The sequence below is a fragment of the Allobosea sp. P1_A7 genome, from assembly GCF_056406775.1.
The window spans coordinates 8514-21311 of record NZ_JBFTZN010000162.1 but is presented as its reverse complement, the minus strand read 5'-3'; the positions used below and the strand labels follow the sequence as shown (position 1 = coordinate 21311).

At 66.7% G+C, this 12798-nt stretch carries 11 protein-coding genes; 3 read left to right on the top strand and 8 right to left on the bottom strand.

The features are described from left to right. Positions 1-63: 63 nt before the first annotated feature. The 4 genes from catB to pdxR all read right to left on the bottom strand — a co-directional run bounded on the left by catB (position 64) and on the right by pdxR (position 5001). Entirely contained in the window at positions 64-696 is a 633-nt protein-coding gene (gene catB / locus AC1D34_RS24280; RefSeq protein ID WP_476825568.1) for a type B chloramphenicol O-acetyltransferase, read from the bottom strand. A 132-nt stretch (positions 697-828) separates the two neighbouring features. Further along, positions 829-2049, bottom strand: a complete 1221-nt coding sequence (locus AC1D34_RS24275) for a histidine kinase (RefSeq protein ID WP_476825567.1) — start codon at positions 2047-2049, stop codon at positions 829-831. A gap of 31 nt (positions 2050-2080) precedes the next feature. After that, positions 2081-3373 carry an adenylosuccinate synthase gene (locus tag AC1D34_RS24270; RefSeq protein WP_476825566.1) on the bottom strand — a complete coding sequence of 431 codons (1293 nt, stop codon included), beginning with the start codon at positions 3371-3373 and terminating at the stop codon, positions 2081-2083. A 209-nt stretch (positions 3374-3582) separates the two neighbouring features. Next, positions 3583-5001: a MocR-like pyridoxine biosynthesis transcription factor PdxR gene (gene pdxR, locus AC1D34_RS24265; RefSeq protein ID WP_476825565.1), complete on the bottom strand. Its 1419-nt coding sequence runs from the start codon at positions 4999-5001 to the stop codon at positions 3583-3585. 95 nt (positions 5002-5096) lie between these two features. Here pdxR and AC1D34_RS24260 point away from each other — a divergent pair, with 95 nt between their 5' ends. Together AC1D34_RS24260 and AC1D34_RS24255 are read left to right on the top strand one after the other, a co-directional pair. Continuing rightward, a complete protein-coding gene (locus AC1D34_RS24260; protein ID WP_476825564.1) occupies positions 5097-5525 on the top strand; it encodes a cupin domain-containing protein in 429 nt (142 codons plus the stop codon). Between the two features lie 11 nt (positions 5526-5536). Next, positions 5537-5989 (top strand): carboxymuconolactone decarboxylase family protein, encoded by a 453-nt coding sequence (locus tag AC1D34_RS24255; protein WP_441487971.1) that lies wholly within the window; start codon positions 5537-5539, stop codon positions 5987-5989. 169 nt (positions 5990-6158) lie between these two features. On the opposite strand, the gene AC1D34_RS24250 is transcribed toward AC1D34_RS24255, so the two are convergent. After that, a complete protein-coding gene (locus tag AC1D34_RS24250) occupies positions 6159-7871 on the bottom strand; it encodes a mucoidy inhibitor MuiA family protein (protein ID WP_476825563.1) in 1713 nt (570 codons plus the stop codon). A 98-nt stretch (positions 7872-7969) separates the two neighbouring features. Further along, on the bottom strand, positions 7970-8848 hold the full coding sequence (locus AC1D34_RS24245; RefSeq protein ID WP_441487973.1) for a type 1 glutamine amidotransferase: 879 nt from the start codon (positions 8846-8848) through the stop codon (positions 7970-7972). A gap of 122 nt (positions 8849-8970) precedes the next feature. Here AC1D34_RS24245 and AC1D34_RS24240 point away from each other — a divergent pair, with 122 nt between their 5' ends. Beyond that, the gene (locus tag AC1D34_RS24240; protein WP_476825562.1) at positions 8971-9885 is read left to right on the top strand and encodes a DMT family transporter; all 915 of its coding nucleotides are present in this window, start codon (positions 8971-8973) and stop codon (positions 9883-9885) included. A gap of 107 nt (positions 9886-9992) precedes the next feature. On the opposite strand, the gene bla is transcribed toward AC1D34_RS24240, so the two are convergent. Continuing rightward, positions 9993-10988 carry a class A beta-lactamase gene (gene bla / locus AC1D34_RS24235; protein WP_476825561.1) on the bottom strand — a complete coding sequence of 332 codons (996 nt, stop codon included), beginning with the start codon at positions 10986-10988 and terminating at the stop codon, positions 9993-9995. 70 nt (positions 10989-11058) lie between these two features. Continuing rightward, complete coding sequence (serA, locus tag AC1D34_RS24230) at positions 11059-12648, bottom strand: phosphoglycerate dehydrogenase (protein WP_441487976.1); 1590 nt, start codon at positions 12646-12648, stop codon at positions 11059-11061. Positions 12649-12798: the final 150 nt, after the last annotated feature.

Sequence of the window (12798 nt, the reverse complement as noted above, 5' to 3'; positions counted from 1 at the left end):
AAGTCGAGGCGCCCGCGGCAAACGCGGCTTCGGCCTGGCGATGAGGGCAGGCGGGATGCGCCTTTACGCTGAGGCTTCCTGCCAGCGCCGGTACAGCCCGGCGATGTCGTTGGAGCAGAACAGATCCATGCCGTCCCTGATCTGCTTCAGCGGCCAATCCCACCAGGCCATCTCCAGCAGCATGACGATTTCGGCTTCGGTGAAGCGCGTGCGGATCGGCCTGGCCGGGTTGCCGCCGACGATCGAATAGGGCTCGACATCCCTGGTGACGAGGGCGCGGCTGCCGATCACGGCACCATGGCCGATCCGGATGCCCGGCATGATCATCGCCTCCGCACCGATCCAGACATCACTGCCGACCACGGTGTCGCCGGCCGGCCGGAAGGCGTCGCGCGCACCGGCGAATGCAGGTTCTTCCGACATGTAGAAGAAGGGGAAGCTGGAGACCCAGTCGTTCCGATGCCCCTGGTTACCGGCCATCATGAAGCAGGCGCCGGTCCCGATCGAGCAGAAGCTGCCGATGATCAGCTTGTCGACATCGGCGAGGTCGGGCCGCAGATAGCGGGCACAGTCGTCGAAGGAATGCCCGTGATAATAGCCGGAATAGTAGCTGTACCGACCGACGATGATGTTGGGGTTGGTCACCTGTTCCGACAGAAGCCTGCCCTTGAACGGGCTTTCAAAGGCGTTCGCCATCCCGGCGTGCTCCCGTCGTTCAGCGCAAATCCAGAGAGATTGAAGCGGGCAGATGACCCGGAGCGATCGAAGGGAGATCCGGGAACCGCTCCGGGGCTTTACCGATCGGTGCCCGCGTCTCTTCTTCAGTGCCTAGCGCCAGCGTCCGAAGGCATCGTCAAGCGTCTGGCTGCCCGAGACACCCTTCTCGAAGGTGATGATGCCGCGTCGTCCGGACGCGAAACGCAGCGGGATGTCGATCCAGCTGCGCGTCTGCATCAGCTCGATATTGCGGTCGATTTCCACCGGCACATTCGAGAGCGCGGCCACGAAGAGATTGTCGCCGAGCGCGGAGGCGATGGCGGAGAGCGGTGCGCCCCGTTCGTTCTCGTCGGTCTTGAGCTGCGGCACGCCGACCTCGCGGATCGCGTCGGTCGTGGCATCACCCGTCCGCGTGAAGCGCAGGCCAATGATATGCGAGGCCGGGAAGGCGCTGTCGGTATTGCGGCGGATGGTGAAGTCGAGGCTCAGGCCGGCATCCGGTACCTCGACACTCGCACGCACGATGGTCTCGACCGGGCGACCCTGCCCGGCGCTCTCGCTGTCGAGCCGCCAGACGACCCGGCCATTGACGGCTTTCGGCTGCTGCGGGGTTTCCGGCACCTCGGTGTAGAGAATGGCGCGCTGGGCGACGGCGATCTCGCTGCCTTGTGAGGCTGTCGCGCCACCAGGCCGTGTGGCCGGTCCTGCGCCTGTCGCTCCGGCATCGCCGACCCGGTCGTTCAGCTTGCCGGCGCTGTCCGGCTGCGACTGCTGGACCTGCGCCTCGGTCCGAGGGCGCTGCGCCGCTGTGTCGGAGGGATTGACCTTGTTGACATAGAAGGCAGTCGCCGCGATCGCGACGACGGCAAGCGCGACGCCTCCGCCGACGATGGCGGTGCGGATATGACCGGGATCGACGCGGCGTTCGCGCGGAGGAGCGACGCGCGGGCGGACCGGCTGCGTGTCGACCGGCTCCTGGCTGTCGACCGGGCGGCTTTCGAACGGGTCGATGACGGGGCTCGCCCCGACCTCCTCATGGGCCATATCGGCCGGCAGAGCAGGCTCAGGCTCTGGTTCCGGAGCGGGGCGGATCGTCGTCGTGGCGGGGCGCTGGGTCTCAGCCTCGTCGTAATCGGCCTCGACACGCGACATCGCCTCGTCGAGCGCCAAGCGCTCGCGCATGATCTCGGCCTCGCCGACCGGCGGGTCGAGACTCCGCAGCTGGGCGACCAGAGCTGTCCGGGCGCGGTCATAGACCGCGCGGCGCGCTTCCGGGGACTTGTCGGGCAGCCCGGCGATCGCGCGCGCCAGGATGGGATAGAAATCGGCCATTGGCCTCAATTGTCCGTGTTGGGCTCGCCCGTCAACCCTCGAAAGGATTGTGGACGAGGATGGTGTCGTCGCGCTCGGGGCTGGTCGAGAGCACGGCGACAGTGGCGCCGATCAGCTCCTCGATGCGGCGGACATATTTGATCGCCTGGGCCGGCAGGTCCGCCCATGAACGGGCATTGGCGGTCGAGCCTTCCCAGCCTTCGATCGTCTCATAGATCGGCTCGACGCGGGCCTGATCGCTCTGGCCGGCAGGCAGATGCTCGAGCACGGCGCCGTCGAGGCGATAGCCGATGCAGACCTTGATCTCCTTGAAGCCGTCGAGGATGTCGAGCTTGGTCAGCGCGATGCCGTCGATGCCGGAGGTCTTCACGGTCTGGCGCACCAGGCAGGCGTCGAACCAGCCGCAGCGGCGCTTGCGCCCGGTGACGACGCCGAATTCCTTGCCCTTCTGGCCGATCAGTTCGCCGGTCTCGTCAAAGAGCTCGGTCGGGAAGGGGCCTTCGCCGACGCGGGTCGTGTAGGCCTTGGCGATGCCGAGCACATAGCCGACCGCGGAGGGGCCCAAGCCGGAGCCGGTCGCGGCCTGGCCGGCGACGATGTTGGAGGAGGTCACGAACGGGTAGGTGCCGTGGTCGACATCGAGCAGCGCGCCCTGTGCGCCTTCGAACAGGATGCGCTTGCCGGCGCGGCGCTCGGAATCGAGCAGCGCCCAGACCGTGTCGGCATAGGGCAGGACCTGCGGCGCGACCTTGGTCAGCTGCTCGAGCAGCTCGGAGGCATCGACCTCGCCGATGCCGAGCCCGCGACGCAGCGCGTTGTGATGGGCGAGCAGGCGCTCGATCTTGGCCTTCAGGATCGCGGGGTCCTTGAGGTCGATGAYGCGAATCGCACGCCGGCCGACCTTGTCCTCATAGGCGGGGCCGATGCCACGCTTGGTCGTGCCGATCTTCAGCCCGGCATTGCTGGTCTCGCGGAAATGGTCGAGCTCGCGGTGCAGCGGCAGGATCAGGGTCGCGTTGTCGGCGACGCGCAGGTTCTCGGGCGAGATCGCGACGCCCTGGGCGCGCAGCCGCTCGATCTCCTCGACGAGATGCCAGGGATCGACCACGACGCCATTGCCGATGACCGAAAGCTTGCCGGGGCGCACGATGCCGGACGGCAGTAGCGAGAGCTTGTAGACGACGCCGTCGATGACGAGCGTATGGCCGGCATTGTGACCGCCCTGGAAGCGCACCACGACATCGGCCTGGCTCGACAGCCAGTCGACGATCTTGCCCTTGCCTTCGTCACCCCATTGGGCGCCGACCACCACCACATTCGCCATCGGACTGGTATCCCTGCCTCGTTGCCGCAAGCGCCGCGCACATGAAAAACCCCGACGCAAGGCCGGGGTTTCGGGGCAAGTCCTTGCAAGCCCTCATGGGCCAACATTGCGGCAAGGTCAAGATTGACCGCGTGCCGGAGAGGCGGCTGTCCGCACGGAGTTGCGAGCATCGGGCCTGATCCTGCGACCATCTGACACTCGCGCGCGGATCACCTGCCATCGAGCCGCACGAGTTCGATCAGCCTGGCGCAATCGGCCGCAATCCGCCGTTCCGCCAGATTGGTGATGCCCAGCAACAGGCCGCGGCGCTCGGGCGGCTCCGCATACCAGGGCGAGAGCGGCACCGGCGCGATCCCGAAGGGCAGGGCGCGCAAGGCGATGTCGATATCGTCAGTGCCGGGCGACAACTCCATCCGCACGGCAAGGCCACCGGTGGCATGGATGGCGAAAGCCCCTTCTGCGGTCTCCTGCAACTGCTGGAGCAGCAACTCGCGCCGTGCGCTGTAGAGCCGCTTCATGCGGCGCAGGTGGCGCAGATAATGGCCCTCGGCCAGGAAGCTGGCCACGGCATGCTGAAGCGCGGCGGATGGAGCCGGCGCGAGACAGGCGGCAATCGTGCCGAAGGCCTCCGCGACGGAGGCTGGAACCACCAGGAAGCCGAGCCGCAACGCCGGGCTGATCGTCTTGCTGAAGCTGCCCGCATGCAGGACGCAGCCATCCTGATCGAGCGAGGCGAGCGCTGGCGCGGCGCGTCCCTTGAGCTGCAACTCGCTGAGATAATCGTCCTCGACGATCCAGGCCCCCGCTTGCCGAGCCCAGTCGAGCAGAGCCAGCCGGCGTGCCAGCGACAGCGTCACCCCGAGCGGAGCCTGCTGCCCCGGGGTGACGACGGCCAGCGCCGCCTTCGGAGCGCGCCGTATGCCCTCGGTGACCGACAAGCCCTCGCCATCGACCGGCACCGGAATGGTCGTCATTCCTGCAAGCTGGAGGGCGCTGCGCGTCAGGGGAAAGCCGGGTTCTTCGAACCAGGCTGAGCGACCCTCGAGGCGTAAGGTACGGATGATGAGACCGAGCGAACCCGCAAAGCCGTTGGTTACCAGGACCTGGGCCGGCGTGCAGCGAATGCCGCGTGCGATGGCGAGATAGGCGGCGATCTCGCGACGCAGGTCCGGATGCCCGCGTGGATCGGGATAACCGACCGGCGCGACGGCGGCCTTCCGGGCAGCGCGCACCATGACACGCGACCAGAGGGTGATGGGGAAGGCATCCTGCGCCGGAACGCCCATCTGGAAGGCGAGTGGTGCGTTCTCAAAATCGGGGAACAGCTCAGGAAAGGGCGGCCTGTCTTTGGGTTGCTCGGCTGCCGCCAGCACCGGCATCCTGTCCGCGACGTGCGTTCCGGCGGCGCCCTGCGACAGGATCCACTGCTCGTCGCTCAGCCTCTCATAGGCGGCTCTGACCGTTCCGCGGGCGATGCCAAGCTGCGCGGCAAGATCGCACCAGGACGGCAGGCGCGCCCCGCCGGCGAGCTGGCCCTCCCGGATCGCATCGCGAATGGCGGCGTGAATCTGCAAGGCGAGCGGCGCCTTGGCGCTGCGGTCGATCTGGATGCGGAGCGGAGCGGTCATCACATCATGGTATAGCCGTTTCTGTCGATCTTGGTGCTTTCTCATGCATCATCCGGCGCGCATTCTCCTGCCATCGAAATGAACGGAGAACGGAGATGAGCTTTCGAGCCTCTGCAGCCGGCGCGGCCCTGCTTGCCGCGCTCGCCCTTCCCGCCATCGCCTCGGCTCATTCGCCCAGGCCGGGCGGAGAGACGGTCAAGCCGGTATTCCGGCAGGCGATTCCCAACATTCCCGGCAAGAGCCTGGTCAGCGTCGAGGTGACCTACAAGCCCGGCGCGGCCTCGACCCCGCACCATCATGCCGGTTCGGCCTTCATCTACGCCCATGTGCTCTCGGGTGCGATCCGCAGCCGGGTCGATGACCAGCCGGCCCGGGTCTACCGGACCGGCGAGACCTGGTTCGAGGTGCCGGGCGCGCACCACACAATCAGCGAGAATGCCAGCAAGACCGAGCCGGCGCGCCTGCTCGCCGTCTTCATCGTCGACAGCACCGAAGAGGTGCTGACCACTCCCGATCACCAGTGAGGAGCGACCCCATGACCCAGCGTCTCGATTACACCAGCGTTTCGCCTGCCGGCATGAAGGCTCTTGGCGGAGTCTATGCTCATGTCGGCCAGTCCGGCCTCGCCAAATCCCTGGTCGACCTGGTCTATCTCAGGATCTCGCAGATCAATGGCTGCGCCTATTGCATCGACATGCATTCGCGCGATCTGCTCAAGGGCGGCCTTGCCGTCGAGAAGCTGGTGCTGGTGCCGGCCTGGCGCGAGGCGCCGAGCCTGTTCTCCGAGCAGGAGCGGGCCGCCCTGGCCTGGGCCGAAACCGTGACGCGTGTCGCCGACACCACCGTGCCCGATGCGGAGTTTGCGGCCGCCTCTGCCCAGTTCAGCGAGAAGGAACTGGCCGATCTGACGATCGCGATCGGCCTGATGAACGCCTATAATCGGATGGCGATCAGTTTCCGCGCCGTCCCTGCGGCGGTGCGGCGCTGAACCCTCGAGCATCGGCCCGAAAAGTGGATGGCGGTTTTCGGGAAGGCCGATGCAATCACAGAAGGCTAGAGCATCGGCCCGAAGATGGATTGCGGTTTTCGGGAAAGCCGATGCAAGCACAGAAGTTGAGATCAGCGGGCCGGATACGAGATCCGCGCCGATCATCCAGTCAGTTCTGCGCCAGCGGGCGCGGCATGTCTGCTGGCTGGATTGGCCTGGGTTCGAAGGTAACCTCGCGGTCCCCCGGCCATTTCAGGCGGTAGGCGAGCTTGATCTCCTTCTCGGTCCCGGGGGCGAGATCGAAGGTCCAGGCCGAGACGCCGCGCTTGTCGCCGACCTGTTTCTCGGTCGGCGGCGTGGTTTGCGGCAGGGTCTCGACCGTGATCGAACTGTTCTCCGAGAAGGGCACGCGTTCCATGACGGTGACCTTGACCGGCTGAGCGTGGAGGCTCTTCACCACAGTCCTGAATTCGCGCAGATCCGTGCGCGTCTGGCCAAGCCAGGTCGGCTCGTTCTCCCGGCGGCGCACCGGGGCGCGGCTGACCTTGAGCTTGTCATCTGCGCCGAAGCCGAGCTCGACCTTGTCGCCAGGCGCGACCAGCCCGAGCCGGCCGCGGCCGATATAAGCGCCGTCACGGTGCAGCAGGACCTCGCCTGGAAGCAGCGGTGCCTCGTCCTCGTGGAGGAAGGTGGCTTCGAGATAGGCTTTCTCCTCAAGCTCCGGCGTGGCGCGGGCCAGGAGCGTCGGGCTGACCTGGCCCTGGCTCAGCACCACGGCCTTGGACGTCGCGCCCTGGGGGACTGTGACGCGGCCAGGCACGATGAAGCTCGCCTGATAGGAGCTGGTCTCGACCTGGGCCGTCTGGACTTCTGCCGGGCGCGCCGAATCCGCCATCTTGCGCGACTTCGCGGCCTCGAATTCGGCTTCGGCCCTCGCCTTGGCCGCCGCCATCGGCGCCGGCGCAGCACTGACGCGTGTGCGGCTCTCATAGAGAACCGCCGCATCGAGGAAGGCGACCTGCACCGGGGCGAGCTCGGGTGCGCGCGTGCCGCCCGCCGAGCGCGTGGTCGAGAGGGTCAGCGCGACGTCGGTCCAGTCCTCGCCTGTGCGCTGGCGCAGCTCCGCGCGGCGAATGAAGGTGATCTCGGGCTTGGCGGCGGCGCTGCCGGTCGCCAGCCTGGCCTCATAGCTCGGCAGCCAGTTCGCGCTGGTGACGCGGTAGCTGACGGTGAACTCGGCTGCGAGCGGGGCCTTGGCCTCGACCGCGATCGCGACGTCGCGCTTGGGTGCATTGCCGCGGCCGGCCTGCGGCCTTGTGCGCTCCAGCGCTTCGATTTCAGCCTGCGTATCGGAGACGCGGCTGCGCGCGATGCGCAGCTCGTCATTGACCTTGACCAGCGCGGTGCCGATCGCGTCGAAGACGGCCGGCCAGTCGCTAATCGGCAGTGCCTTGCCGTCGGGGCCGAGCTTGTCGGGGCCCGTCTGGCCGAAACGCTCGATGGTCCCGCGTTTGGCTTCGATCGCGCTGACCTGACCTTCGAGCGTCTCCTTCTGCTCGCGCAGGGCCTTGAGCTTGGTCTCGATCACCGCATCGAGGCCCTGCCTGGCATCGCCGGGAACGGGGCGGACATCGACCGCGCCAATCGCGAAGGCGCCGTCACCCTTGCCTTCGACACGGATCGAGGCGGGATCGACCGCCGCCGGCAGGCCACGCAGCACGACCTGCGAGGCCCCCTGCAGCAATTCGGCCTTGCCGAGCCGGGTCACCACCGCGCCGTCGGGATAGACCGTGACCCGGTCGATCCGCGTCGGCAGTTCGATCTCGGCTGCGCTTGCAAGGCTCGGCGCGAAGATCAGGGCGGCGGCAAGTCGGCTCATCATCAGGCATTCCCCCGAGGCAAATCAGTGCGGCGGATTGGCGCGTCGGAATTCGGCGCGGCCAAGGCGGAATTGGGCCGGAATGCGGAAGCGCCTGGCTTTTAGGCCCTGGCGCGCATGCTCATGTGAGGCTTGACGCGATGTGCGATGAAATTCCGCAATTCGGTGACGCGCCGCTCGCTGTCCAGAACCTCTTCATCGAGGCCGTGAGCCCAGGCGAGATCATGCCGCGTCGGCTCGGCATCGAGCGCGTAGAGATCGGCAAGCCAGCTCTGCGCCGCCGCTTCGTCCTTGCGGAAACCTTCCGCGATCAGGGCTGGCACCATGCGTCCGAGGATCGAGGCGACCTGACCGAGCGGAAATTCTGGATGATACTGCACGCCCCAGAAGGTGCCGCCGTCATGGCGGATCTCGGCTGCATGCACGGCGCTGTAGGCATTCGAGGCGAGGACCGTCGTATCCGCCGGGGGCAGGGCGATGGTGTCGAGATGGATCGCGGGCGCATCGAAGCTGAGCGGGCGGCCGGCGAGCAGCGGATGCGAGCGCCCGGCCTCGGTCAGGGTTATCTTGCGGGCGACGCCGATCTCGCGGCCCCGGGGGTTGGCGACGACGGTGCCGCCGGCGGCGACCGCGCCCATCTGGATGCCCCAGCAGGAGCCGAAACTGGGCGTGCCGCTGGCATAGATCGCCCGCATCAGCTCGATCTGGCGCGTGACCGACGGTTCGAGGTTGTAGATGTGCAGGGCTGAACCGGTGAGGAAGATGCCGTCATAGGACGAGAGCCCCGCACCGTCCGGCAGGTTCGCGCCGGCATCGGCCGGCAGGCAGATATCGGTGATGCTCTCGGGCGCGATCGAGCGCACGACATCGGCATAGGCTTCGCCCGGTTGGCTGCCATAGCCGGCAGCATGGCTCTCGCGCTGCTCCCGTGTGTTGCCATCGACGACGAGCAGGCGCAGCGGTCTCGAAACATGCAGCATGGTGGCAAACGCCTCTTGGGAGGGATGCGTCGGGCGACGGGCAGCCTTGCGCCTCATCTCATAGGATGCGACGGGGACACAAGGCTATTGAAGCGCATTCCGCCCCCGCACAGGCCGCAACCTTGTCCCCAGCCACCTCCCTGCCGCAGCGTGTCTGGGGCAACGCCTACCTGCTCCTGATCCTCACCACCTTGATGTGGGGCGGCAATGCCGTGGCGAGCCGGCTTGCCGTGGGGCAGATCTCGCCAATGGCGCTTACCTCGCTGCGTTGGGTTTTCGTCTGCGCGATCCTGCCGTTGATGCTGCGGCGCGAGCTGAAGCACTATGCGCCGGTCCTGCTGGCGCATCGCTGGCGGATCATCATGCTCGGCGCCCTTGGCTTCACGGCCTTCAACGCGCTGATGTACCTCGCGGCCTATTCGACGACCGCGATCAATATCGGAATTCTGCAGGGCTCGATCCCGGTCTATGTGCTGATCGGGGCCTTCATCGCCTATCGCACGCCGATCGGCTGGATGCAGGCRATCGGCGTCGCGGTCACCATGCTTGGCGTCGTGGTGACGGCGAGCCGCGGAGACTTCGCGACGCTGGCGAATTTCAGTTTCGTGCCAGGTGACGTCTGGATGATCATCGGCTGCGTCTTCTATGCCGGCTACACGGTCGGGATCCGCTCGCGTCCGGCCGTGCCGGGGCTGGTCTTCTTCACGGCGATGGCGATCGTCGCCGGCATCGTCTCGCTGCCGCTGCTCGGGCTCGAAATCTGGAACGGCAGCGTCGTCTGGCCGACCTGCGAAGGCTGGGCGATCCTGGCCTTTGTCGTGCTCGGGCCGTCGCTGCTCTCCCAACTCTTCTTCCTGCGCGCGGTCGAGCTGATCGGACCTGGCCGGGCTGGCGTCTTCGTCAACCTGGTGCCGGTCTTCGCACCGATGCTCGCCGTGCTGATCCTGGGCGAGCGACTCGCGCTCTATCACGGGCTGGCGCTGGCGCTGGTGCTCGGCGGCATCTGGATCGCCGAACATCGCGCCTCCAGGGCGTGATCCCTTAGATCAACGGATCGGATATCATATATCCAGTCCGATGATCTAACCTCCTGTATTTGCATCGGCTTTCCCGAAAACCGCACTCCACTTTTCGGGCCGATGCTTTAGTTCAGGCTCTCGACCGCGAGCTTCGCCACGGCTGCATGCGCCGCTTCGCGCGCTGTGGCATCGGCCTGCGCGCCGGCAAGATAGACCGCGATCGCGAAACGCCGCCCGTCGGGCAGAGCGACGATCCCGATATCGTTGGTGGCGCTGTTGATGCCGTCGAGCGTGTCGCCGGTGCCGGTCTTATGCGCGAAACTCGCGCCAGCGGGGAGGCCGGCCCTGACCCGCTGGGCGCCGGTCGGTGATTTCAAGAGGATCTCGGTCAGAAGCCGGTCATGCGCCGGCTCGCGCAGCCAGTTGCCCCTGGCGAGGCCTTCGAGAAAGGCGATCGAGGCCTCGGGCGTGGCGGAATCCCGAGCTTCGCCCTTGATATAGCTCTCCAGCGCCGGGCGCCGCTTCTCCCTCGGCATGGCCGCGATCGCGGCCTCGAAGGCTTCGTCGTCGATGACCTCATCCCAGGCGAAGGCCGGCAGGCCGGCGATCTCGGGCTGGAATTCGCGCTCATAGCGATCGACCGAAATTCCGGCGATGCCGCCCTCGTTCAGCATGGTCGTGACGACCTTCGGCCCGCCGGTCCGCTTCATCAGCACGTCGGCGGCGCTGTTGTCGCTTGCCCCGGTCGAGCGGGTCAGAAGATCCGTGACCGTGTAGCCCTGTTCCTCACCCTTGAAGCCCTTCTTCATCGGGCTCCAGTAGGGCGCGAGCTCGGTGCGCTTCACGCGGATCTCCTGGTCGAGCCCGAGCTTGCCGGCCTCGACCGCCTGCAGCACCGCGATCRCGAGCGGCAGCTTGAAGACGCTCTGCATCGGGAAGCGCTCCTGCCCGCRATGCGACCAGCTCTTGCGGTCCTTCAGATCGATCAGCGCGACACCGAGGCGGCCCCTGGCATCCTGTTCGATGGTCTTGATGCCGCTGTCGAGCTTTGCCCTGTCCCAGTCGGCGAGAGCTGGCGTGGCAACGAGGCAGGCGAGGGCGAGAGCGGCGAATCGCGGCATGAAAAATCCCCTGTGGCGGGGCCACAGGGGATCTGGATTGCGGCGCCGTTTGGGCGCGATGCCGGCGGCTTCAGAACTTCAGCCGGCGCGCCCGCTTCACCATCGGGATCTCGTGGATCTTGGCGAGCAGCTCGTCCGAGATCGCCTCGTCGACGGCGACATAGCAGATCGCATCCCCGCCCGGCTTGTCGCGGCCAAGGCTGAAGGTCGCGACATTGACGCCGGCCGCCCCGAGCAGCGAGCCGAACTGACCGATGAAGCCCGGCTTGTCGGCATTGCGGACATAGAGCATGTGCGGCGCGAACTCGGCATCGATCTGGATGTCGCGGATCTCGACGATGCGCGGCTTGCCGTCCTGGAACACCGTGCCGGAGGCATGGCGCGGCATGTCCTCGGCATCGACGACGATGCGGATGACGCTTTCGAGATTGCCGGCGACCTCGCGTGTCATCTCCTCGACGACGATGCCCTTCTCCTTGGCGATCATCGCGGCGTTGACCATGTTGATCTCGGGCAGGAAGGGCCGCAGCACGCCGGTGATCGCGGCGGCCGAGATCGCCTTCAGATTGAGCTGGGCGACCGCGCCCTCATACTCGATGCGGATGCCCTTCACGGCGGCTTCGGTCAGCTGTCCGAGGAACGAGCCGAGCTTTTCGGCCAGCGCGACGAAGGGCTTGATCCGCGGCGCTTCCTCGGCCGAGATCGACGGGAAGTTGACCGCATTGGTGATCGCGCCCTTGAGCAGGTAGTCCGACATCTGCTCGGCGACCTGGAGCGCGACATTCTCCTGCGCCTCATTGGTCGAGGCGCCGAGATGCGGCGTGCAGACGACGTTCTCCAGCCCGAAGAGCGGGTTTGTCTCGGCCGGCTCAGCCGAGAACACGTCGAAGGCGGCGCCCGCGACATGGCCGGACTTGATCAGCTCGGCGAGTGCTGCCTCGTCGACCAGGCCGCCGCGCGCGCAGTTGATGATGCGCACGCCCTTCTTGGTCTTGGCGAGATTCTCGGCCGAGAGGATGTTCTTCGTCTTCTCGGTCATCGGCACGTGCAGGGTGATGAAGTCCGCACGCTTCAGCAACTCGTCGAGCTCGACTTTCTCGACGCCGAGCTGCACGGCCCGCTCCGGCGAGAGATAGGGGTCGAAGGCGATGACGCGCATCTTCAGGCCGATGCCGCGCTCGGCAACGATCGAGCCGATATTGCCGCAGCCGATCAGGCCGAGCGTCTTGGCGGTGATCTCGACGCCCATGAAGCGGTTCTTCTCCCACTTGCCGGCCTGGGTCGATAGGTCAGCGGAGGGGATCTGCCGTGCGAGCGCGAACATCATGGCGATGGCGTGCTCGGCGGTGGTGATCGAATTGCCGAAGGGCGTGTTCATCACGATGATGCCGCGCGCGGTCGCGGCCGGAATCTCGACATTGTCGACGCCGATGCCGGCGCGGCCGATGACCTTGAGGTTCTTCGCCTGCTCCAGGAGCTTGGCGGTGGCCTTGGTCGCCGAGCGGATGGCGAGGCCGTCATACTCGCCGATGATCGCGGCGAGCTTGTCCTTGTCCTTGCCGAGGCTCGGATCGAAGGTCACGTCGATGCCGCGATCCTTGAAGATCTGCACGGCGGCGGGAGAAAGAGCGTCCGAGATCAGGACTTTGGGGGCGGTCATGGGGAATACCTCGGTTGCCCGCGCATGAGGGCGGGCCAAATGGGGAAGGTCGTCATGGCCGCCGCTTGCGGCGACCATCCACGTCTTCGCGCGGGTCAGGCGCGCGCCTGGACAAAAGGCGACCGGCCTCAAAGTCTTCGACCCCGACCC

Excerpts from the sequence above, each read along its gene's own strand:
- pdxR (WP_476825565.1), bottom strand. The coding sequence starts at position 5,001 with ATGACCGCTCCGCTCCGCATCCAGATCGACCGCAGCGCCAAGGCGCCG.
- AC1D34_RS24275 (WP_476825567.1), bottom strand. The coding sequence starts at position 2,049 with ATGGCCGATTTCTATCCCATCCTGGCGCGCGCGATCGCCGGGCTGCCC.
- AC1D34_RS24255 (WP_441487971.1), top strand. The coding sequence starts at position 5,537 with ATGACCCAGCGTCTCGATTACACCAGCGTTTCGCCTGCCGGCATGAAG.
- AC1D34_RS24250 (WP_476825563.1), bottom strand. The coding sequence starts at position 7,871 with ATGATGAGCCGACTTGCCGCCGCCCTGATCTTCGCGCCGAGCCTTGCA.
- catB (WP_476825568.1), bottom strand. The coding sequence starts at position 696 with ATGGCGAACGCCTTTGAAAGCCCGTTCAAGGGCAGGCTTCTGTCGGAA.
- serA (WP_441487976.1), bottom strand. The coding sequence starts at position 12,648 with ATGACCGCCCCCAAAGTCCTGATCTCGGACGCTCTTTCTCCCGCCGCC.
- AC1D34_RS24245 (WP_441487973.1), bottom strand. The coding sequence starts at position 8,848 with ATGCTGCATGTTTCGAGACCGCTGCGCCTGCTCGTCGTCGATGGCAAC.
- AC1D34_RS24260 (WP_476825564.1), top strand. The coding sequence starts at position 5,097 with ATGAGCTTTCGAGCCTCTGCAGCCGGCGCGGCCCTGCTTGCCGCGCTC.